General features: G+C 66.1%; 19 protein-coding genes. 1 reads left to right on the top strand and 18 read right to left on the bottom strand.

Annotation, left to right across the window (positions count from 1 at the left end):
• Positions 1-64 precede the first annotated feature (64 nt).
• The 10 genes from ACQCSW_RS12720 to hisI all read right to left on the bottom strand — a co-directional run bounded on the left by ACQCSW_RS12720 (position 65) and on the right by hisI (position 13,800).
• On the bottom strand, positions 65-1,522 hold the full coding sequence (locus ACQCSW_RS12720) for a glutamate synthase subunit beta (protein ID WP_111907028.1): 1,458 nt from the start codon (positions 1,520-1,522) through the stop codon (positions 65-67).
• On the bottom strand, positions 1,515-6,128 hold the full coding sequence (gene gltB, locus ACQCSW_RS12725) for a glutamate synthase large subunit (RefSeq protein ID WP_426986382.1): 4,614 nt from the start codon (positions 6,126-6,128) through the stop codon (positions 1,515-1,517). Before gltB ends, ACQCSW_RS12720 begins: the two co-directional genes overlap by 8 nt.
• 264 nt (positions 6,129-6,392) lie before the next feature.
• A complete protein-coding gene (gene lgt, locus ACQCSW_RS12730; RefSeq protein WP_426986384.1) occupies positions 6,393-7,547 on the bottom strand; it encodes a prolipoprotein diacylglyceryl transferase in 1,155 nt (384 codons plus the stop codon).
• Between the two features lie 5 nt (positions 7,548-7,552).
• Entirely contained in the window at positions 7,553-8,359 is an 807-nt protein-coding gene (trpA, locus tag ACQCSW_RS12735) for a tryptophan synthase subunit alpha (RefSeq protein ID WP_056345641.1), read from the bottom strand.
• Complete coding sequence (trpB, locus tag ACQCSW_RS12740) at positions 8,359-9,765, bottom strand: tryptophan synthase subunit beta (protein WP_426986386.1); 1,407 nt, start codon at positions 9,763-9,765, stop codon at positions 8,359-8,361. Before trpB ends, trpA begins: the two co-directional genes overlap by 1 nt.
• Before the next feature lie 75 nt (positions 9,766-9,840).
• Entirely contained in the window at positions 9,841-10,662 is an 822-nt protein-coding gene (trpC, locus tag ACQCSW_RS12745; protein WP_426986388.1) for an indole-3-glycerol phosphate synthase TrpC, read from the bottom strand.
• Positions 10,662-10,949 carry an HGxxPAAW family protein gene (locus ACQCSW_RS12750; protein ID WP_426986390.1) on the bottom strand — a complete coding sequence of 96 codons (288 nt, stop codon included), beginning with the start codon at positions 10,947-10,949 and terminating at the stop codon, positions 10,662-10,664. Before ACQCSW_RS12750 ends, trpC begins: the two co-directional genes overlap by 1 nt.
• 118 nt (positions 10,950-11,067) lie before the next feature.
• Positions 11,068-11,670 (bottom strand): Trp biosynthesis-associated membrane protein, encoded by a 603-nt coding sequence (locus tag ACQCSW_RS12755; RefSeq protein ID WP_426986392.1) that lies wholly within the window; start codon positions 11,668-11,670, stop codon positions 11,068-11,070.
• The gene (locus ACQCSW_RS12760) at positions 11,667-13,268 is read right to left on the bottom strand and encodes an anthranilate synthase component I (protein ID WP_426986394.1); all 1,602 of its coding nucleotides are present in this window, start codon (positions 13,266-13,268) and stop codon (positions 11,667-11,669) included. Before ACQCSW_RS12760 ends, ACQCSW_RS12755 begins: the two co-directional genes overlap by 4 nt.
• Before the next feature lie 124 nt (positions 13,269-13,392).
• Positions 13,393-13,800 (bottom strand): phosphoribosyl-AMP cyclohydrolase, encoded by a 408-nt coding sequence (gene hisI / locus ACQCSW_RS12765; protein WP_426986396.1) that lies wholly within the window; start codon positions 13,798-13,800, stop codon positions 13,393-13,395.
• A 136-nt stretch (positions 13,801-13,936) separates the two neighbouring features.
• Here hisI and ACQCSW_RS12770 point away from each other — a divergent pair, with 136 nt between their 5' ends.
• Positions 13,937-14,581 carry a TIGR03085 family metal-binding protein gene (locus tag ACQCSW_RS12770; protein WP_160678849.1) on the top strand — a complete coding sequence of 215 codons (645 nt, stop codon included), beginning with the start codon at positions 13,937-13,939 and terminating at the stop codon, positions 14,579-14,581.
• An 85-nt stretch (positions 14,582-14,666) separates the two neighbouring features.
• Here ACQCSW_RS12770 and hisF read toward each other — a convergent pair whose 3' ends face one another.
• The 8 genes from hisF to ribD form a co-directional block, all read right to left on the bottom strand.
• A complete protein-coding gene (hisF, locus tag ACQCSW_RS12775; protein ID WP_426986398.1) occupies positions 14,667-15,443 on the bottom strand; it encodes an imidazole glycerol phosphate synthase subunit HisF in 777 nt (258 codons plus the stop codon).
• Positions 15,444-15,501: 58 nt separating this feature from the next.
• A complete protein-coding gene (gene hisG, locus ACQCSW_RS12780) occupies positions 15,502-16,362 on the bottom strand; it encodes an ATP phosphoribosyltransferase (protein WP_058929289.1) in 861 nt (286 codons plus the stop codon).
• Between the two features lie 93 nt (positions 16,363-16,455).
• Complete coding sequence (locus tag ACQCSW_RS12785; RefSeq protein ID WP_056345618.1) at positions 16,456-16,719, bottom strand: phosphoribosyl-ATP diphosphatase; 264 nt, start codon at positions 16,717-16,719, stop codon at positions 16,456-16,458.
• Between the two features lie 99 nt (positions 16,720-16,818).
• Entirely contained in the window at positions 16,819-17,304 is a 486-nt protein-coding gene (gene ribH / locus ACQCSW_RS12790) for a 6,7-dimethyl-8-ribityllumazine synthase (RefSeq protein ID WP_426986401.1), read from the bottom strand.
• A gap of 17 nt (positions 17,305-17,321) precedes the next feature.
• Positions 17,322-18,053: a GTP cyclohydrolase II gene (ribA, locus tag ACQCSW_RS12795; RefSeq protein ID WP_426986403.1), complete on the bottom strand. Its 732-nt coding sequence runs from the start codon at positions 18,051-18,053 to the stop codon at positions 17,322-17,324.
• Positions 18,054-18,063: 10 nt separating this feature from the next.
• Entirely contained in the window at positions 18,064-18,780 is a 717-nt protein-coding gene (ribB, locus tag ACQCSW_RS12800) for a 3,4-dihydroxy-2-butanone-4-phosphate synthase (RefSeq protein ID WP_426986405.1), read from the bottom strand.
• Positions 18,777-19,412, bottom strand: coding sequence for a riboflavin synthase (locus ACQCSW_RS12805; RefSeq protein WP_426986407.1), 636 nt, complete (start codon positions 19,410-19,412; stop codon positions 18,777-18,779). Before ACQCSW_RS12805 ends, ribB begins: the two co-directional genes overlap by 4 nt.
• The gene (ribD, locus tag ACQCSW_RS12810; RefSeq protein WP_426986409.1) at positions 19,412-20,530 is read right to left on the bottom strand and encodes a bifunctional diaminohydroxyphosphoribosylaminopyrimidine deaminase/5-amino-6-(5-phosphoribosylamino)uracil reductase RibD; all 1,119 of its coding nucleotides are present in this window, start codon (positions 20,528-20,530) and stop codon (positions 19,412-19,414) included. The genes ACQCSW_RS12805 and ribD overlap by 1 nt, the downstream gene beginning before the upstream one ends.
• Positions 20,531-20,666: the final 136 nt, after the last annotated feature.

The raw sequence follows: 20,666 nt of genomic DNA on the forward strand, positions 1-20,666 counted from the left end.
CCCTAGTAGTGTCCTGCATTGGTTAAGTTGTTGTGGAGGTTAATCCGCGGCCAACTGACTGGCGTCAGAGAACCGTGATGGCCCGGTCCGTCGGAGCCACCGGCGCCGGCAGGATGGTGCTGCCCATGAGGAACTTGTCCACGGCGGCGGCACAGGCCCGGCCCTCAGCAATGGCCCACACAATGAGCGACTGCCCGCGGCCGGCGTCACCGGCCACGAAGATGCCCTCCGTGTTGGTCATGTAGTACCCGTCGCGGGTCACGTTGCCGCGCCCGTCGAATTCGGCGCTGACCTGCTCGGTGATGCCCGCAGGCTCGGCTCCGGTGAAGCCCAGCGACAGGAAGACCAGGTCCGCCGGGATGATCCGTTCGGTGCCGGCCTTCGGGAGCCGCTTACCGTCAACGAATTCCGTTTCGGCAACCTTGACGCCGGTGAGCTTGCCGTTCTCGCCGACAAACTCCACGGTGGAGGCGAGGTACGTCCGCTCGCCGCCTTCCTCGTGGGCACTGGCCATTTCGAACAGGGTGGGGAATGTGGGCCAGGGCTGGTGCCCGGCACGTTCGGCCGGAGGCTGCTTGCCGATGGCCAGGGTGGTCACCGACGCGGCTCCATGGCGGTGCGCGGTGCCAAGGCAGTCAGCCCCGGTATCGCCGCCGCCCAGGATCACCACGTGCTTGCCCTTGGCGTGGATCTGGTTCTCCACCGTCTCCCCCGCGACAACGCGGTTGGCCGGCACCAGGTAATCCATGGCGAAGTGCACGCCTTCAAAGTCGCGGCCCCGGATGGGCAGGTCCCGCGGGATGGTGGCGCCGGTGGCAACCACGACGGCGTCGTAGCGGCGTCGCAGCTGCTCCCACGTCACGTCGGTGCCCACAGCGACGCCGGTGCGGAAGCGGGTGCCTTCCGCCTTCATCTGCTCGACGCGGCGGTCCACCTGCTCCTTCTCCATCTTGAAGTCGGGGATGCCGTAGCGGAGGAGGCCGCCGATCTTGTCGTCACGCTCGTACACCGCGACGGTGTGGCCCACCCGGGTCAGCTGCTGCGCCACGGCCAGGCCGGCAGGGCCGGAGCCGACGACGGCAACGGTCTTTCCGGTCAGGCGCGTCGGGGGCAGCGGGTTGACCCAGCCGTTTTCGAACGCTTCGTCGATGATGGAGACTTCAACCTGCTTGATGGTCACCGCAGGCTGGTTGATCCCCAGCACGCAGGACGCCTCACACGGTGCCGGGCAAAGCCGGCCGGTCCACTCGGGGAAGTTGTTGGTGGCGTGCAGCCGCTCAATCGCTTCCTCGCCCTTGTCCCGCCAGGTGAGGTCGTTCCATTCGGGGATGAGGTTGCCCAGCGGGCAGCCCTGGTGGCAGAACGGCACGCCGCAGTCCATGCAGCGGCCGGCCTGCGCCTTCAGGACACCCTTTTCCTGGGCCTCATAGACTTCCTTCCAGTCCATGATGCGGACCGGAACGGGGCGGCGCGGCTGCGTTTCACGCTGGCGTACTTTAAGAAATCCGCGTGGATCAGCCACCGGTTACCTCCAGGATTCGAGCCCATACTTCTTCGCCATCGGGGTCAAGGCCCTCTTCGATGGCGTCCAGACGGGTTTGCAGAACTGCCGCGTAATCGCGCGGCAGCACTTTGGTAATGCGGGCAGCGGTGTCGTCGAAGTTCTCCAACAAACGGGCAGCATGGAGCGATTCCGTTTCCTCGACATGCTTCACCAGCAGACCGTGGACAATGTCCCGGTCTTCGGCGTCAAGTTCAACGAGCTGGAGTTCGCCGGACTGCAAGGCGTCCTTGTTGACCTGGGTGGTCTGCAGGTCCAGCACGTAAGCCGTGCCGCCGGACATGCCGGCGCCGAAGTTGCGTCCGGTACGGCCGATGATCAGTGTCTGCCCGCCGGTCATGTACTCGCAGCCGTGGTCGCCGATGCCTTCAACAACTGCGGTGGCTCCGGAGTTGCGCACCAGGAAGCGTTCGCCCACCTGGCCCCGCAGGAACATCTCACCGCTCGTGGCGCCGTAGCCGATCACGTTGCCGGCAATGACATTGCTTTCGGCCTTGAACACGTTGGTGCGGTCCGGCCGGACGATGATCCGCCCGCCCGAAAGGCCCTTGCCCACGTAGTCGTTCGAGTCACCGAAGAGGCGCAGCGTGATACCGGCGGGCAGGAAGGCGCCCAGCGACTGTCCCGCGGTACCGGTCAGCGTGATGTCGATGGTGTCCGGCGCCAGCACGTCCGTGCTGAACGTCTTGGTCACGGTGTGGCCCAGCATGGTACCCACCGAGCGGTCCGTGTTGATCACGTCCACGGCGATCTTCACGGGGCTGCGGTCAGTCAGTGCCTCAGTGGCCATGGTGATCAGCCGCTGGTCAAAGTGCTTGTCCAGCTCGTGGTTCTGCGAGGTCATGTTGCGCAGCGGAGCATCGTCGTCGAACTCGAGCCCGTGCAGGATCGGATCCAGGTCCAGGCCGTCGGCCTTCCAGTGGTTGATCGCCTCGCGGGCATCCAGGACCTCGGCATGGCCGATCGCCTCTTCGATGCTCCGGAAACCGAGTTCCGCGAGGATCTCGCGGACTTCCTCGGCCAGGAATTCGAAGAAGTTGACCACAAATTCGGGCTTGCCGGTGAAGCGGGCCCGCAGTTCGGGGTTCTGCGTTGCGACACCCACTGGGCAGGTGTCCAGGTGGCAGACGCGCATCATGATGCAGCCTTCCACCACCAGCGGGGCGGTGGCGAAACCGAACTCCTCGCCGCCGAGCAGCGCGGCGATAACAACGTCGCGGCCGGTCTTGAGCTGGCCGTCCACCTGGACCACCACACGGTCGCGCAGGCCGTTGAGCATCAGCGTCTGCTGCGTCTCAGCGAGCCCGAGCTCCCACGGCACACCCGCATGCTTGAGCGAGTTCAGCGGGGACGCTCCGGTTCCGCCGTCGTGGCCGGAGACCAGTACGACGTCGGCCTTCGCTTTGGTGACACCCGACGCCACAGTGCCGATCCCCACTTCGGAGACGAGCTTGACGTGCACACGGGCCGAGGGGTTGGCGCGCTTCGCATCGTAGATGAGCTGCGCGAGGTCCTCGATGGAGTAGATGTCGTGGTGCGGCGGCGGCGAAATCAGGCCGACGCCGGGCGTCGAGTGGCGCGTCCGCGCAACCCACGGGTACACCTTCTGCGCCATCAGCTGGCCGCCCTCGCCGGGCTTGGCGCCCTGGGCCATCTTGATCTGGATGTCATCAGCGTTGGTCAGGTACAGGCTGGTGACGCCGAACCGGCCCGACGCGATCTGCTTAACAGCAGAGCGGCGCTTCGGGTCAAGCAGCCGGTCCACGTCTTCGCCGCCTTCGCCAGTGTTGGACTTGGCGCCCAGCTGGTTCATGGCGATCGCGAGGGTCTCGTGGGCTTCCTTCGAGATGGACCCGTAGCTCATAGCGCCGGTGGAGAAACGCTTCACGACACTGGAGACGGGCTCCACTTCCTCCAACGGAACAGCAGGACGGTCGTTCTTGAACTTAAGCAGCCCGCGCAGGGTCATCAGGTTCTCGGACTGGTCATCCACGCCCTTGGTGTACGCCTTGAAAATGTCATAGCGGCGCTCACGCGTGGCGTGCTGCAGCCGGAAAACAGTCTCCGGGTTGAACAGGTGCGGCTCACCGTCGCGGCGCCACTGGTATTCGCCGCCGCCCAGGAGCGGACGGTGCGGCAGTTCGATGCCGCCTTCGGGGTAGGCCATCTGGTGCCGTGCCGAAACTTCGGCGGCGATGACGGCCAGGCCCACGCCGCCCAGCTGGGAATGCGTGCCGGCGAAGAATTCGTCCACCAGTTCCTGTCCGAGGCCCAGTGCCTCGAACGTCTGCGCGCCGGTGTAGGACGCAACGGTAGAGATGCCCATCTTGGACATGATCTTCAGGACGCCCTTGCCGAGGCCCTTGATCAGGTTGTAGACGCCGTCCTGCGGCGTGACCCCGATAACGTCACCGGCGGTGATGAGCTGTTCCACGGACTCCATGGCCAGGTACGGGTTCACGGCAGAGGCACCGTATCCGATCAGGACAGCAACGTGGTGCGTCTCGCGGACGTCGCCGGCCTCGACCACCAGGGCGGTCTTGGTGCGGTTGGCGCTGCGCAGCAGGTGATGGTGCACAGCGCTGACCAGGAGCAGGGAAGGAATCGGGGCCCACTGCGCGTTCGAGTCGCGGTCGGACAGCACAACATACTGCACGCCGCGGTTGATCGCGCCGGACACCTGCTCGCAGATCTCGGTGAGCCGGGCACGCAGGGCGTTCTCGCCGCCTTCGGGGCGGTACAGGCCACGGACCTTCATGGCCACACGGTCGCCGTCGGGCGTTTCGATGTTGGCGATCTTGGCGAGCTGGTCGTTGTTGATCACCGGGAACGGAAGCATGACCTGCGGCTGGCGGACCTGCTTGGTGTCCAGCAGGTTGCCGTTCGGGCCGATGGCACAGGTCAGCGACGTGACCAACTCTTCACGGATGGCATCCAGCGGCGGGTTGGTAACCTGCGCAAAGGACTGCACAAAGTAGTCAAAGAGCAGCCGTGGACGCTTGGAGAGCACAGCCACCGGGGTATCGGAGCCCATGGCGCCCAGCGGTTCGGCGCCCGTGCGGGCCATCGGACCAAGCAGGATCTTAAGCTCTTCGGTGGTGTACCCGAAGGTCCGCTGGCGGATGTTGACGGACGCGGCGGTGTGGACCACGTGCTCGCGCTCGGGGAGGTCCTTGAGGTCAATCAGGTTGTCCTTGACCCACTCGGCCCAAGGATTCGCGGCAGCGACCTCGGCCTTGACCTCTTCGTCGTCGATGATGCGGCCGGCGTCGGTGTCCACCAGGAACATCTTGCCCGGGGAAACCCGGCCCTTCTTGACCACCTTGGAGGGTTCGACGTCGATCACGCCCACCTCTGAGGCGAAGATGATCAACCCGTCTTCGGTGATCCAGTAGCGTCCAGGGCGCAGGCCGTTGCGGTCCAGGGTGGCGCCGACGAGGTTGCCGTCGGTGAAGGAGACGGCGGCGGGGCCGTCCCACGGTTCCATGAGCAGGGAGTGGTATTCGTAGAACGCACGCCGCGCCGGATCCATGGTGGCGTGGTTTTCCCAGGCCTCGGGGATCATCATCATGATCGAGTGCGTGATGGGACGGCCGGAGAGCCAGAGCAGCTCGGCGACTTCGTCGAAGGACGCGGAGTCTGACGCACCGGGCGTGCAGATGGGGTACAGCTCTTCCGGGGAGTCACCCAGCAGCGGGTTGGCGAGCTGGGACTGGCGGGCGCGCATCCAGTTCCGGTTGCCCTTGACGGTGTTGATCTCACCGTTGTGGGCGATGGTGCGGAACGGCTGGGCCAGCGGCCAGGACGGGAACGTGTTGGTGGAGAAGCGCGAGTGGACGATCGCCAGCTTGGTCTTGAATCGCTTGTCCGAGAGATCCGGGTAGAACGGCTCCAGCTGGGCCGTGGTGAGCATGCCCTTGTAGACGATGGTGCGCGAGGACAGCGACGGGAAGTACACGCCGAACTTGTTCTGGGCACGCTTGCGGATCCGCCAGGCGCGTGAGTCCAGCTCGTTGCGGTCCAGTTCCTCGCCGGTTGCCGAGGCAAGGAAGGGCTGTGAGAAGTAGGGCATGCAGGCGCGGGCCATGGCGCCGACGAGGTCTGCGACGATGGGCACTTCGCGCCAGCCGAGCACGGTCAGGCCTTCATCGGCGGCAAGGCCTTCAATGCCGGCCTTGGCGGCGTCGGCTTCGCGCTGCTCGGCAGGGAGGAAGGCGGTACCGGCAACAAACTGGCCCGGTGCGGGGAGTTCGAATTCTGTGACGGCGCGGAAGAACTCGTCCGGGATTTGCATCAGCAGGCCGGCACCGTCACCGGTTCCCTCGTCGGCACCCACAGCACCGCGGTGCTCCAGGTTGCGGAGCGCGGTCAGGGCGGCGTCGACAATGTCATAGCCGGGCTCGCCGCGGAGCGTGGCAATGATCGCCAGGCCACAGGCGTCTTTTTCGTTCTCTGGGTTGTACAGACCCCGGGCCTCGGGCAGCGCAGCGAAACGCTTAAACGGCGACATGGCAGCCACCGGCTGGTCCGGTTCGGACCAGCTGGGAGTGTGAAGAGTTTGGCTCATGGGGAGACGTCCTTCCTCCTGATCGTGCGTATGGAAGGGACACCGTTGGCCCCACTCGTCAGCGCCTCTGTGATGGGCACAACAAAGTGTTATTTACTGGAAATTGTAGGCCAGCCGGGCCTGCTGAACTAACAGTTACGCAGGCCACTGACCCGGACTTGACCGGCCAGCTGCTGTCTGCTGGCCGGATGGGCCCTGTTGCCACGACGCTGTGGTGTGTGGGCGCTCCGAGCGTTGACTCTGCTACCCTGCCGTGCTGGCGTCCTACTTGCTTGTGCCAGCCTCCGGCGCGGATTCCGTTGCCTTGTGGCGGGAACTTCCGGTTACCGGCGACTCCGGTACAGGCTTGTCGCCGTCCCGGAGTGCCGGTTCCTCTTCCGTTGGGGTGGAAGGGATCCGGGCACCATTTTGGTTATTTGGGAGATTATCACGCGATTCACTATCTGAGACAGAAGAGTCCGCATCGCGGACCGGTGCCTTTTCTGCCCCCGAGGCGTCCATGGCATCGTCTCCTGCCGGCTCGCGACCAGCCAGGAAAGGTGTGTCCGGTTCCGGGCGGCCCTTCAATCCCAGGAGTACGAACACAATGAGCGCTGCCACAAAGACAAAAATGCTGGTCCAGACGTTGAGCCTGGTGGTGATGCCGAACAGGTTGATCTGTTCGGCGTCGTCGATCCGCATCGCTTCGATCCAGACCCGGCCCAGGGTGTAATACATGGCGTAGAGCCAGAAGAGCCGGGCACGGCGGAAGTGGAATCGGCGGTCCAGTGCCAGCAGGATGAGCACGCCGGCAATGTTCCAGAGCGACTCATACAGGAACGTGGGATGGAAGAGCGTCTCCACCGGCATGCCGGCCGGGAAATTGGGATTGTCCGCATCAATCTGCAGGCCCCACGGCAGGGTGGTGGGCCCGCCAAAGAGTTCCTGGTTGAAGTAGTTACCCCATCGGCCAACGGCCTGGGCCAGCAGCAGTCCGGGCGCCGCGGCGTCCAGGAAGGCGGTGAGTTTCACACCGGACCGGCGGCAGCCGATCCAGGCGCCCAGGACGCCCAGAACCACGGCACCCCAGATTCCGAGACCGCCGCGCTGGATCTGCGGGATGAGCCACAGGTCCCCGGTCCCGTCGAAGCCGGGCCCGAAGTAGGCGTCCGGGGACGAAACCACGTGGTAGAGGCGGCCGCCGATGATGCCGAACGGAATCGCCCAGATGACGATGTCCCATACGCTGCCTTCGGGCGCACCGCGGCGGGCCCACCTGACGGACGTGAGCCACAGACCGACGATGATCCCGGCGAGGATGCACAGGGCATAGGCATGGATCCGCAGAGTCCCCCACGGCAGTGGGATGTCGAAGCCGGACCAGTCCGGGCTGGGGATGCTGGCCGGCACCAGGGCGGCGGCCTGAAGGAGGATCTGCATGGTGGTTAGGCTTCTTCCCTGACGAGTCCGGCGCTCAGGTCCCGGGTGAGGTCCGCGACGGCGGGGACTCCCCCGTCACGGATGGCGGCAACGAGCGCGGTGCCAACGATGACACCGTCTGCGTACGCTGCAATCTCGCGGACGTGGCTGGCGTTGGAGACACCGAGTCCCACACACACGCGTTCGGCGCCGGCGGCATGCGTGTCGGCAACGAGCTTCTCCGCGCTGCTGCTGACAGCCTGGCGGGTACCCGTCACGCCCATGATGGAGACGGCGTACACAAAGCCCCTGCTCGCCTTGACCGTCATGGCCAGGCGCTCCGGAGTGGAGGACGGCGCCACGAGGAACACGCGGTCCAGTCCGTACTTGTCCGAGGCGGCGAACCATTCCGAGGCTTCGTCCGGGATGAGGTCAGGCGTGATGAGCCCTGCTCCCCCGGCCTCGGCCAGCCGGCGGGAGAACTCGTCCACACCCATTCGGACCACGGGGTTCCAGTAGGTCATCACCAGTACGGCGACGTCGGTGGCTGCCGTGATGCCGGCGACAACGTCAAAGACGCTCTCGACCCGGAATCCGTTGGCGATGGCTTCGGTGGTGGCGGCCTGGATGACAGGGCCGTCCATGACCGGATCCGAGTAGGGAATGCCGATTTCGATCAGGTCGGCACCGTTCTTCGCCATGGCAATGCCGGCGTCGATGGTGGCCTGGACGTCCGGGTACCCGGCAGGCAGGTAGCACACGAGCGCTGAGCGCCCGGCGTCCCGTGCACGGTCGATGGCGGCGGCGGACTTGCTGGCCGTCTGTTCAGTCATCAGTTCTGGTCCTCGTTGTTGTCCGTGGCACTGCTGGCAGGAGCGGCTGTCGCGGGAACTGCTTCAGTTTCTGCCCGGTCGGCAGGGCCCTTGGGCTTGCGGGTGGACAGGTTGGTGCCCTTGACCTTGCCCTCCTCATCGAGCATGTCGAACCATTCCGCGGCGGTCTCAACGTCCTTGTCGCCGCGGCCGGAAAGGTTCACGATGATCACCGTTTCGGACGGGTCAGCAGCGCCTTCGGTGAGGCGCTTGCCAACCTTGATGGCACCCGCGAGGGCGTGTGAGGACTCGATGGCTGGGATGATGCCTTCTGTCCGGCACAGCAGCTTGAACGCATCCATTGCTTCGCTGTCGGTGATGGGCTCGTAGCTGACGCGTCCGATATCGGCCAGGTACGCGTGCTCTGGGCCAACACCCGGGTAGTCCAGGCCTGCCGAAATCGAGTGCGACTCGATGGTCTGGCCGTCGTCGTCCTGCATGAGGTAGGAGCGTGCGCCGTGCAGGACGCCCGGCTTGCCAAGGGTGATCGTTGCTGCGTGCCGGCCGGTGTCCACGCCGTCGCCGCCGGCTTCAAAGCCGTAGATCTTCACGGACGGATCATCCAGGAATCCGTGGAAGATGCCGATTGCGTTGGAACCGCCGCCGATGCAGGCGCAGACGGCGTCGGGCAGTTTGCCGGTCTGCTCCAGGATCTGGGCGCGGGCTTCCTCGCCGATGACCTCGTGGAAGAAACGGACCATGGCCGGGAACGGGTGCGCCCCGGCGGCGGTGCCCAGCAGGTAGTGGGTGTTGTCCACGTTGCTGACCCAGTCCCGGAGGGCGTCGTTGATGGCGTCCTTGAGGGTCTGCGAACCGTTCACCACCGGCACCACGGTGGCGCCTAGCAGCTGCATCCGGGCGACATTCAGCGCCTGCCGGCGGCAGTCTTCAGCGCCCATGTACACAACGCATTCCAGGCCAAGAAGCGCGGCGGCGGTGGCGCTGGCAACGCCGTGCTGCCCGGCACCGGTCTCGGCGATCACGCGGGTTTTGCCCATGCGCTTGGCCAGCAGGGCCTGGCCCAGGACGTTGTTGATCTTGTGGGATCCGGTGTGGTTGAGGTCTTCGCGCTTCAGGAAGATCCGGGCGCCGCCGGCGTGCTCGGAAAACCGCTTGGCTTCGGTCAGGAGCGAGGGGCGGCCGGAGTAGTTCTTATTCAGGTCGGAGAGTTGGGCAAGGAATTCGGGATCTGCCTTGGCCTTTTCAAAGGTGTCTTCGAGCTCGTCCAGGGCGGCGATCAGCGATTCCGGCATCCAGCGCCCGCCGTAGCCGCCGAAGTACGGCCCCGGGGCGTGCTTCAGCGAGCCGCCCTGCAGGAAAGCGTCCGCAGCATTGTTGTCAGCGTTTTCTGAGGGTGCGTCAACCATCAGTCTCACCGTCCTGTTCCAGTTGATCGTTCGGAAGTGTTGTGCCGCCGGCACCAGGGCCGGCGGGTGCCCGGACTAGGCCCGGGCGGCGATGGCGGCAGCGCCGGCCGCCGTGAATTCGGCGATCCGGTCACGCGGCGTTGAGTCGCTGACCAGGGCCTCGCCCACCAGGATGGCGTTGGCTCCGTTGGCGGCGTAGTGCGTCACGTCGTCCACGCCGCGCACACCGGATTCGGCGATGACCAGCGCTTCGGCAGGAATCATTCCGGCGAGTGAGGCGAAAACCGAACGGTCGACGTCGAGCGTCTTCAGGTTGCGCACGTTGACGCCGATGATGCGCGCCTCAGCCGCCACAGCACGTTCGATTTCCTCTTCCGTGTGCGTCTCCACCAGCACGTTCATGCCAAGTTCGCGGCTGAGCGCGCTGAAGTCCCGGAGCTGGCTGTCCGAGAGCGAGGCCATGATGAGCAGGATCAGGTCCGCGCCGTGGGCGCGGGCCTCCCAGATCTGGTACTCGTCGAGCGTGAAATCCTTGCGGAGCAGCGGAATGTCCACGCGGGCACGGACGGCGTCCAGGTCCGCAAGGGAACCCTTGAAGCGCCGCTGTTCGGTGAGGACGCTGATCACGGCTGCGCCGCCGTCCGCATATTGCTCTGCCAGCGATGCCGGATCCACGATGGTGGCGAGGTCGCCCTTGGACGGGCTGCGCCGCTTGATTTCCGCGATGACCTTCAGCTGGTCCCGCTGCGCCGCGGTGCCGCCGAGGGCCGACCAGGCGTCCCGGGCGGGTGCCGCGGCCGCAGCCCGGTCCTTCAGTTCCGCCAGCGACACGAGACGCTTCCTGGCCTCCATATCCTCCCTGACACCGGCATTGATGTCATCGAGAACGGTCGCCATCAGTGGCCGGAGCTCTTCAGCTTGCTGCCTTCGACGCCGTAGCCGGCCTTGCGCATGACGTAACCCAGGATCAGGCCGACGACCATCACGGCTGCGCCGGCGATGAAGATGGGGGTGTTGGCGATGACAAAGGCAATGGACGCGATGAGGGCGCCGACCAGCATAACGATCACGCAGGTCCAGGCCGCGGGGCTGTTGCCGTGGCCGAGTTCCTGGCTGTGGTCAACAACGCCGGGGGCAACGGTCCGGGTGCCTGATTTCGATACGGAAGCGGGTGCTTTGCTCATGTGAATCTCCTCGGGATGAATACTGCTTACATTCTGCCATTTTTTGGCCGTGACCTGCCCATCGGCAGACCGTACTCAGGTTTTAGCGGGATGCTCGGGTTTGGCTGCGAGCGGGGGTTCAGGTGGGGTCGTCGCCGCGCGAGAGCCGGTCCCAGCTGTCGATCTCGTCCACCGGACCGGTGGCGGCCGCCGTGCTGCCGGCGGGCGCCCCGTACGTGGCCGCGTCATATTTGGTCCGCGACTTCCAATGCCGGCCAGCGGGGATGATCAGCAGGGCGGCCAGCGCCAGCAGGGCACCGGCGACGACGGCGAGGACAGGAAACACGGTAACAGCCACTTCCGCGTGGCCGCCGGTGACCCCGGTGGCAGCGGCGATGGAGCCCTGCGCGGCGCCCAGCGGGTCAGCCAGCACTGTGGCGGCCGCGGCAATGATGCCTACTGAAGCCAACATGATGAGGGCGGTGATGACCCACCGCGCGAACTTTCCGGCGATGGATGCTGCCAGTCCGCCCGCCAGGGCCACGACGGCCAGAGCCGTCACTGCCGTGGCGGCCTTACTGCCCTGGACCGGAAGGGTGTTCTGGTCCCCCGCGGCCTGGCCCACCTGGTTGGCGTCCAGGCTGACAGTCATCCAGGTCTGCGTGGTGGCACCGAAGACGGCCAGCGCAAGAACGGCGATCAGTAGTACCAGCGTGGATTTCCTGGCCCAGGCCGGCGTCATTCGGCGCCCTGGCTTTCGCCGGCGGTGCCGAAGTCGCTGATGTGAGAGGTGCCTGGGAGCGATTCCGCCGCAATGTTGTGCAGCGATCCGGCGGTGTGCACGGCCCGTAGTGGAGCGGCCGCCTTGTTCACGGTCTCCAGCGCTTCTGTGGGGTTCACCGAGTCCGCCACGATGCCTCCACCGGCCTGGACGTAGGCGCGTCCTTCGCGGAGAAGGGCCGAGCGGATGGCAATGGCCATGTCCATGTCGCCGGCGAAGTCGAGGTAGCCCACCACGCCGCCATAGATGCCGCGTCGGTGCGGTTCAAGCTCGTCCAGCAGGCGCAGTGCCCGGGGCTTCGGGGCACCTGACAGGGTGCCTGCGGGGAAGGTAGCTTTCAGGACGTCGTAGGCGTTGGCGTCCGGGGACAGCTTGCCCACCACAGTGGAGACCAGGTGCATGATGTGGCTGAACCGCTCCACCTCCATGAACTGGGTGACGTCCACGGTTCCCGCGACGCAGACCTTGGACAGATCGTTGCGGGAGAGGTCCACGAGCATCAGGTGTTCGGCGCGTTCCTTCTGGTCGGCCAGCAGTTCCTCAGCGAGGGCTTTGTCTCCCTCCACGGTTTTGCCACGGGGCCGTGAACCGGCGATCGGGTGGGTGATGACTTCCTCACCGGTCACCGTCACCAAGGCCTCGGGTGAGGACCCCACGATCGAGTACTCCCGGCCGTCGGCGTCTTCGAGGCTGAAGATGTACATGTACGGGCTGGGGTTGGTGTTGCGCAGGACCCGGTACACGTCCAGGGGCGAGGCTCCGCACTCCATCTCAAAGCGGCGTGAAATCACCACCTGGAACACTTCGCCGTCCACTATGGCTTCCTTGCCGCGGTCAAGTGCGGCCAGGTAGGAGGGTTCGTCCCACCGTTCCTCGACGCTGGAGGCGAAATCCAGGGCGGCGGGTTCCAGCACGGAAACCGGCTGGGCCACGGGCGTGCTGATCCGGGTGAGGAGGGCCTTGACCCGTGCCACGGCATCGTCCCAGGCCTCGTCAACGCGGTCGGAGCTGCCGTCGAAATTGATGGCATTGGCGATCAGCAGCACGGTGCCGTCATGGTTGTCGTGCACTGCCATGTCTGTGACCAGGTTCAGCGCCATCTCGGGCAGGTGGAGGTCATCCTCCGGCGGGCTGGTCAGCCGTTCCCAATGGCGGACAGTCTCCCAGCCCAGGAAGCCGACAAGTCCGGAGGTGAAGGGCGGCAGGCCGTCAAACCTGCTGGTCCGCAGCGCTTCAATGGTGTCGCGGATGGCGTCCACAGGGCTGCCGGCCAGGGGCACACCGGCAGGGGGCTGGCCCAGCCAGTGCGCCTGGCCGTCCTTGGTGGTCAGGGTTGCCCGGGACTTCGCGCCGATGAAGGAATACCGCGACCACGTGCCGCCCACCGCCGCGGACTCCATCAGGAACGTGCCGGGCTGGCCCTGGGCAAGCTTCCGGTAGAGGCCGATAGGGGTCTCCGCGTCTGCCAGCACTTTGAGCGTGACGGGGATGACCCGGCTGTTGCCGGCGAGTTCGCGGAACTCCTCGAGGCCCGGGCTGATGATTCCAAGGTCCTGCATGGCTATGCTTCGCCGCCTGTTCTTGTGTGTCGCCTCGTGAATGTCGCCGGGTGTGGAACGGCGCCAGTCTTTGCTGCCAAAAAGTGTGTGCCTGCGGGCCGGTCATCCGCCCACGGGCCGTGGATCAGAGCGCCTCGCCGGTTTGGACTTCCAGGTCCCTGCCGTCGAAGCAGGTCCGGGTGCCGGTGTGGCATGCCGCGCCGACCTGGTCTACGCGGATCAGGAGGGCATCGCCGTCGCAGTCCACGGCAACCGATTTGACCCACTGGACGTGGCCGGAGGTGTCCCCCTTGCGCCAATACTCCTGGCGGGAGCGGGAATAGAACGTGACCCGGCCGCTGGTCATGGTGCGGTGCAGCGCTTCGTCGTCCATCCAGCCCAGCATCAGCACCTCGTTCGTATCGAACTGCTGTACGACGGCGGCTACGAGCCCGGCGCCGTCACGCTTCAGTGCGTCCGCGACGGCGGGCGGAAGCGGGCTTGTGGCGGGGGCCGGGACAATTACGGGGGCGGAGGCGGGCTGCTCAGACATCAGACCAAGTCTAGTGCCTGATCAGCGGTCCCTGAATATGCACAATCAGGCATACACCAAGTGTGTGAACAAGGGCACCCATCGGCTGGCGGTTCTGCTGCCCAACCTCCCTGCTCTCGTGCTAGTTTCACAAGTGATGCATTTCGTCGAACCGTCCCGAGAAGTCCTGGCCGAAACCCTGCTGGCGGCCGGTCCTGATGCCCCTACCCTCTGCAGAGGCTGGCGCACCAGGGACCTTGCCGCGCACCTTTACCTGCGCGAACGCAAGGCGGCCGTGGGGCTGGGCCTCATCATCAAGAGCCTGTCCAAGGCTTCGGACAAGGCCACCGCCAAGCTCGCGGCGAAGCTGAAGACCCCTGACGACTACACCGGCCTGGTGAACACCTTCCGCGGCGGCCCGCCGGCGCTGTCCCCCATGAACATCAAGGCATTGGACGAGAGCTCCAACCTGATCGAATATTTCGTCCACACCGAGGACATCCGCCGGGCTGTGGACCGCTGGGCGCCGCGCGCCCTCGACGAGGCTTATTCGGACGCCCTCTGGGACGAGCTGATCAAACGGGCAGCCATCCTTTACCGCGGCGTCGACCTGGGCATTGTCCTGGTGCGCCCGTCCGGGCCGCGGCACGTCGCCAAGCGGGCACCCGTTTCGGTGGCGATCGTTGGTGAGCCGGGCGAACTGCTGATGCACGCCCACGGCCGGACCCGCCACGCCCTGGTCACCTTCGAAGGCCAGCCCGACGCTGTCGCCCTGCTCCAGTCAGCCGAAGTCGGCCTCTAACTACAGCAACGCGGGGTCACTTAGCGCCCATAATCCCCTCAGGGATGGGCGCTAAGTGACCCCGCGTTGTGGTCGGCGGGTGGGATTACCTGACTTCGAAGCCTGCGTCGCGGATGGCCTGCTTGACCTGGGACATCATGTTGTCCGGTCCCCAGTGGAAGATCGACGCGGCCAGCACGGCGTCCGCTCCTGCGGCGACGGCCGGCGGGAAGTGAGCCGGTTCCCCGGCGCCGCCTGAGGCGATGATGGGCACTTTCACCGCGGCCCGGACCAAGCGGATCAGTTCCAGATCGAAGCCGTCCTTGGTGCCGTCGGCGTCGATGGAGTTGAGCAGGATTTCGCCGATGCCGCGGTCGGCGGCTTCCCTGGCCCACTCGATGGCGTCGATCCCGGTACCCGTACGGCCACCGTGGGTGGTCACTTCAAACCCCGACGGCGTGGGCCGGGACCCGGGGCGGCTCCGGCGGGCGTCCACGGACAGGACCAGCACCTGCGAACCGAAGTGCCGGCTGATTTCGTTGATGACGTCCGGCCGGGCCACGGCGGCCGTGTTGATGGAAGCTTTGTCCGCGCCGAACCGCAACAGCTTGTCCACCTCGGCGACGCCGCGGACACCGCCGCCCACGGTCAGCGGGATGAAGACTTCCTCGGCCGTTCGGCGGACCACATCGAAGGTGGTTTCGCGGTTGCCGGAGGATGCCGTGACATCCAGGAACGTCAGTTCGTCGGCGCCCGCATTGTCGTAGCGGTGTGCCAGCTCCACCGGGTCCCCCGCGTCGCGGAGCCCCTCGAAGTTGATGCCCTTCACAACGCGCCCGGCGTCGACATCGAGGCAGGGGATGACTCGTACAGCTACAGCCATGGGGACTCCTGAAATTCTCGGGTGGATTCTGCGGCGCGGAGTGAACCGGGCGGGACGCTCAGATACGGCAGGCGTGGATGCTGCTGACCAGGATGGCGCGGGCGCCGAGGTCGTAGAGCTCATCCATGATCCGGTTGGTTTCCTTTTTCGGAACCATGGACCGGACAGCCACCCAGTCGGAGTCGCGCAGCGGTGAGACGGTGGGTGATTCCAGGCCGGGAGTCAGCGCGGCGGCCTGTTCCACGAGTTCCTTACGGATGTCGTAGTCCATCAGCACGTACTGGCGCGCCACGAGGACGCCCTGCAGGCGGCGGATCAGGACTTCAATCTCCTTGGCGGTGCCGTTAGCGGCTCCGCCATCGCCGGTGCGGCGGATCAGGACAGCTTCTGACTTGAGGATCGGCTCGCCGAAGATTTCCATCCCGGCGGCCTTGAGGGTGTTGCCCGTTTCCACAACGTCCGCGATGGCGTCCGCTACGCCCAGGCGCACGGAAGACTCCACGGCACCGTCGAGCCGGACCACCTTGGCGTTGATGCCCCGCTCGGCGAGGTAGCCGCGGAGCAGGCCGTCGTAGCTCGTGGCGAGGCGCTTGCCTTCCAGCTCTTCTGCCGCGGCGAAGTCACCCACGGGTCCGGCGAAGCGGAACGTGGACGCAGCGAAGCCCAGGGGCAGCAATTCCTCGGCCTCCACCTCGGCGTCCAGCAGGAGGTCGCGGCCGGTGATGCCGACGTCGAGGGTTCCGCGTCCGACGTACACTGCGATGTCGCGCGGACGGAGGAAGAAGAACTCAATGTCGTTGTCCGGGTCCATCATGACCAGCTCGCGGGTGTCGCGGCGCTGGCGGTAGCCCGCTTCGGACAGCATGGCGGAGGCGGCTTCGGACAGGGAGCCCTTGTTTGGTACAGCTACTCGCAGCATGGGGGTCTTTCTTGGTTGGGAGGTCTATGGATCAGGCAAACGGGCCACGCAGGGCACGGGCAGGCAAGTGTTGACCGCCGGGTGCTGCAGTGGCTACAGATGCTTGTAGACGTCTTCCAGGGTCAGGCCTTTAGCGAGCATCAGAACCTGCAGGTGGTAGAGCAGCTGGGAGATTTCCTCGGCCGTGGCCTCATCGGATTCGTACTCAGCGGCCATCCAGACTTCGGCTGCTTCCTCCACGACTTTCTTGCCAATGCCGTGGACTCCGGACTCCAATTCAGCGACGGTGCGGGAGCCTGCCGGGCGGGTGGCTGCCTTCTCACTCAGTTCAGCGAACAGCGTCTCGAAATTCTTCACGCCCTACAGCCTACTTGCTGCCTGCCCGGGGGCGCCTTTCGGGCCGCTGCATGACGGGCGCGATGTGAGCGAACACACACCGCGCCCGTCCGCGGGCTGCTACTTGTATTGCTTGAGGAGGACTGCGGTGGCCAGGGCTGCCGTCACTGCTTCGTGGCCCTTGTCCTCGCTGGAGCCCGGCAGGCCCGCGCGGTCCAGTCCCTGCTGCTCCGTATCGCAGGTCAGCACGCCGAACCCCACTGGCACGCCGGTGGAGACGCTGACATCGGTCAGTCCCGACGTCGCGGCCTGGCAGACGTATTCAAAGTGCGGCGTGCCGCCGCGGATCACGACGCCGAGGGCCACCACTGCGTCAAAGTGCGGTGCCAGCCGCGCGGCGGCGACGGGAAGCTCGAAGGCCCCCGGAACGCGCAGTACGGTGGGTTCGCTGATGCCCGCGTCTTTGGCGGCGCGCAGGGCACCCTCCAGGAGTCCTTCCATGATCTGGGTGTGCCAGCTGGCTGCCACAATGGCCAGCCGCAGCTGCGACGTTTCCGCCGGGTTGAGGGTAGTGAGGTCAATATCTGGTGCGCCGTGTCCGCTCATGCGTGAATCTGATCCGTTCAGTTTTGGTCGTGGTCGAAATCGTCGGCAGCGCCGCTTGGCACTGTGACAATGTGTGTGTCCAGCGTCAGCCGGTGCTCCATGCGGTCCTTTTTGGTCTGCAGGTAGCGGATGTTCTGGTCGCGGGACGGCACCTCGGTGGGCACCATTTCCACCACCTTCACACCCGCTTTGGCGAGCCTGTTCTTTTTGTCCGGGTTGTTGCTCAGGAGCCGGATCTCGTGGAGGCCCATCTCGGCCAGGATCTGGGCGGCCGCCTTGTAGCAGCGGGCGTCCACCGGCAGACCCAGCTGTTCGTTGGCCTCCACGGTGTCAAAGCCTGCTTCCTGGAGGGCGTAGGCCTTGATCTTGTTGGCCAGGCCGATCCCCCGGCCTTCCTGCCCGCGCAGGTAAAGCAGCGTGCCGCCGAACTCGTTGATCAGCTCCAGGGCATAGGCCAGCTGTTCGCCGCAGTCACAACGGTAGGAGCCGAAGACGTCGCCGGTCAGGCACTCGGAATGCAGCCTGACCAGCGGAGCAACGCCATCCTTGGGCGGGTTGGGCGAGCTCACCGCAAGGTGCTCGGCGCCCGTGACCAGGTCTGTCCACGCTTGGGTAATGAAATCGCCAAATGCCGTGGGCAGCTGCACAATCGGACCGCCGCTCACGGGGTGGTGGGCCCGGCCATTGCCGGCCGCCCCCTGATGGTGGTCATTCTGGTGGCTGTCGTCCGATACTCCGGAAGCCGTCATCATTACTCCTCTACTCCGCCCGGGCGTCCGGCCCGGTGTCACTGTCGGCGGGAGCCCCGGCTCCTGCTTCAAGGTAGGCCACCAGATCCTCAATCGAGATCAGGGGGCACCCGTGTTCAGCAGCGAATCCCCGCAGCCCGTCGAGCCGCATCATTTCACCGTCGTCGTACACAACCTCGGCGATCACGCCCACGGGCTCCAATCCGGCGAGCCGGCAGAGGTCCACGGCCGCTTCGGTATGGCCGGGGCGTTCACGCACTCCTCCGTTAACTGCCCGGAGCGGGAAAATATGCCCGGGCCGGGTCACGTCCGCCGGTTCGGCCCCGGGGTCTGCAAGGACTCGGGCCGTGAGGGCCCGGTCCGTGGCGGAGATTCCGGTGCTGACACCCACCGCCGCATCGCAGGAAACGGTGTACGCGGTGCCCTTCGCGTCCTGGTTCACTGCAACCATGGGCGGCAGCGCCAGGGCGTCGGCGCGCTCCCCCGTCAGGGGGACGCAGATGACGCCGGAGCTGTAGCGGATGGTCCATCCCATGAGGGCGGGGGTGGCATGCTGTGCGGCGAAGATGATGTCGCCTTCGTTTTCGCGGTCCTCGTTGTCCACCACCAGCACGGGCCGGCCGGCGGCCATGGCGCGGATGGCATCTTCCACGGGGTCAAGTCCGAAGGTTGCGCTAGGCACCGGGCGGGCGTCCGCGGCCGGCTCCAGCCGGACGGTGGCGTTCATCGTTCTCCCCCGATGGTTGCGCCGGTGCTGAATGCCAGCAACCGTTCGGTGTATTTGGCCAGCACGTCGACTTCAAGGTTGACCCTGCTGCCGGTTGCCTTGGCCCCCAGGCCGGTCTCGGCCAGCGTGGTGGGGATCAGCCCCACCTCGAACCATGGCTCCGGCTCCGCGGCGGGGCTGACCGCCGTGACGGTGAGCGAGACGCCGTCGATGGCGATGGAGCCCTTCTCCGCGATATAGCGGGCGAGGTTGGCCGGCACACCGAAGCGGAGGCGCTCCCAGTTGCCGAGCGCCTCGCGCTCCAGCAGCTGCCCGACGCCGTCGACGTGGCCCTGGACGACGTGGCCGTCCAGGCGGCCGCCGGCGGGGACGCAACGCTCAAGGTTCACCGAGTCACCGGCGGCAAGTTCGCCGATGGTGCTGCGGACGAGGGTTTCGCCCATCACATCAACGCTGAACTCTTTGCCCTCGATTGCGGTGGCCGTCAGGCAGACTCCATTGACGGCGATGGACCCGCCCAGTCCGAGCCCTTCGGTGGTGCCGGGCGCGTGGAGGCGGAGCGTTGCGCTGGCATCGCCGTCGCGCTCCACGGACAGGACCTGTCCCTGCTCGGCAATAATTCCGGTAAACATCAGTAGCCTCCCATGGCTGGTTCCGCGGCAGTGCGGGATAGTTGTGGTTCAAGAGCTTCGGTTGGTTCTGGACGGAGGTGCAGCCTCAGGTCCCGGCCCAGGGTCAGGACGGCGCCGCCGTCGGAGGGGTCCCAGGCCCAGTGCCGGGCATCCGCGAGGGTGGTGATTCCCAGTCCGTTGAGGGCGGGAGTTCCGGAGCCCAGCAGGGTGGGGGCAACGTAGACAATGAGTTCGTCCACAAGCCCGGCGGCCAGGAATGAACTGAGGATGCGTGAGCCGCCTTCCACCATGACGTGGCGGACTCCCTCCGCATAAAGGAGCGAGAGCGCCTCCCGCGGATCCCGCGTGGCGAGGTGGAGCACGTTACCGTCATCACCGCGGACGGCTGCGTCGGCCGGAATGTCGCGCAGGCCCATCACGGCTCGCAGCGGCTGCTTGCCCGATGTCGCCCCGGACTCGTCCCGGGCTGACAGCCGGGGGTTGTCCACCAGCACGGTCTGGGTCCCCACGAGAATGGCGTCAATCCGCCGCCTGAGCCCGTGGTTGTCAGCGAGCGACTCCGGCGAGGAGATCCACTGGCTCGTGCCGTCTTCGGCGGCGATCCGGCTGTCCAGCGTCTGGGCGATGTGCAGCGTCACAAACGGGCGTTGTGCGGCCACTCCCAGGAACCACTGACGGTTCAACTCGAACGACTCGCCGGCAGCGAGCCCGCTGCGGACCTGCACCCCGGCGTTCCGGAGGGTGGCCGCGCCGCCCGCCGCAGGGTCATGCGGATCGTCGACGGCGTAGACCACGTCCGTGATTCCGGCACGAATGATCGCTTGCGTGCAGGGCCCCGTGCGGCCGCTGTGGTCACAGGGCTCCAGCGTGATCACCATCGTGCAGCCGCTCAGGTCCAGCCTTGCGGCCTCAGCCTGGGTGATGGCGTCCGCTTCAGCGTGCGGTGTGCCGGCGCCGCGGTGGTACCCGGTCACCAACTGGCGGCCGGCCGCATCGATCACGACGGCGCCCACCAGCGGATTCGCTCCGCGCGGACCCTGCACGGCTGCTTCGAGCGCTGCCTCCATGGCGGCGGTTTCGGCGGCGCTGAACGCCGTGACGTTTTCGATCCGGGTCATGGGGCAGCCACCGGTTCGGCGGCTTCGGTTCCCGGACCATGGGAAATCCTGGCTTCAAAGAGCCATCGCAAGGGGTTCATGTGTGTTGTCGTTCCTTCCCTCTAGAACCGCGATGGCTCCGGGGGTATACGACAGC

This window comes from Pseudarthrobacter sp. Y6, from assembly GCF_050156205.1.
Lineage (GTDB): Bacteria > Actinomycetota > Actinomycetes > Actinomycetales > Micrococcaceae > Arthrobacter.

What these genes read in the sequence shown, in the direction of transcription:
- gltB (WP_426986382.1), bottom strand. Translation starts at nt 6,128, where the DNA reads ATGAGCCAAACTCTTCACACTCCCAGCTGGTCCGAACCGGACCAGCCG.
- lgt (WP_426986384.1), bottom strand. Translation starts at nt 7,547, where the DNA reads ATGCAGATCCTCCTTCAGGCCGCCGCCCTGGTGCCGGCCAGCATCCCC.
- trpA (WP_056345641.1), bottom strand. Translation starts at nt 8,359, where the DNA reads ATGACTGAACAGACGGCCAGCAAGTCCGCCGCCGCCATCGACCGTGCA.
- trpB (WP_426986386.1), bottom strand. Translation starts at nt 9,765, where the DNA reads ATGGTTGACGCACCCTCAGAAAACGCTGACAACAATGCTGCGGACGCT.
- trpC (WP_426986388.1), bottom strand. Translation starts at nt 10,662, where the DNA reads ATGGCGACCGTTCTCGATGACATCAATGCCGGTGTCAGGGAGGATATG.
- ACQCSW_RS12750 (WP_426986390.1), bottom strand. Translation starts at nt 10,949, where the DNA reads ATGAGCAAAGCACCCGCTTCCGTATCGAAATCAGGCACCCGGACCGTT.
- ACQCSW_RS12755 (WP_426986392.1), bottom strand. Translation starts at nt 11,670, where the DNA reads ATGACGCCGGCCTGGGCCAGGAAATCCACGCTGGTACTACTGATCGCC.
- ACQCSW_RS12760 (WP_426986394.1), bottom strand. Translation starts at nt 13,268, where the DNA reads ATGCAGGACCTTGGAATCATCAGCCCGGGCCTCGAGGAGTTCCGCGAA.
- hisI (WP_426986396.1), bottom strand. Translation starts at nt 13,800, where the DNA reads ATGTCTGAGCAGCCCGCCTCCGCCCCCGTAATTGTCCCGGCCCCCGCC.
- ACQCSW_RS12770 (WP_160678849.1), top strand. Translation starts at nt 13,937, where the DNA reads ATGCATTTCGTCGAACCGTCCCGAGAAGTCCTGGCCGAAACCCTGCTG.
- hisF (WP_426986398.1), bottom strand. Translation starts at nt 15,443, where the DNA reads ATGGCTGTAGCTGTACGAGTCATCCCCTGCCTCGATGTCGACGCCGGG.
- hisG (WP_058929289.1), bottom strand. Translation starts at nt 16,362, where the DNA reads ATGCTGCGAGTAGCTGTACCAAACAAGGGCTCCCTGTCCGAAGCCGCC.
- ribH (WP_426986401.1), bottom strand. Translation starts at nt 17,304, where the DNA reads ATGAGCGGACACGGCGCACCAGATATTGACCTCACTACCCTCAACCCG.
- ribA (WP_426986403.1), bottom strand. Translation starts at nt 18,053, where the DNA reads ATGACGGCTTCCGGAGTATCGGACGACAGCCACCAGAATGACCACCAT.
- ribB (WP_426986405.1), bottom strand. Translation starts at nt 18,780, where the DNA reads ATGAACGCCACCGTCCGGCTGGAGCCGGCCGCGGACGCCCGCCCGGTG.
- ACQCSW_RS12805 (WP_426986407.1), bottom strand. Translation starts at nt 19,412, where the DNA reads ATGTTTACCGGAATTATTGCCGAGCAGGGACAGGTCCTGTCCGTGGAG.
- ribD (WP_426986409.1), bottom strand. Translation starts at nt 20,530, where the DNA reads ATGACCCGGATCGAAAACGTCACGGCGTTCAGCGCCGCCGAAACCGCC.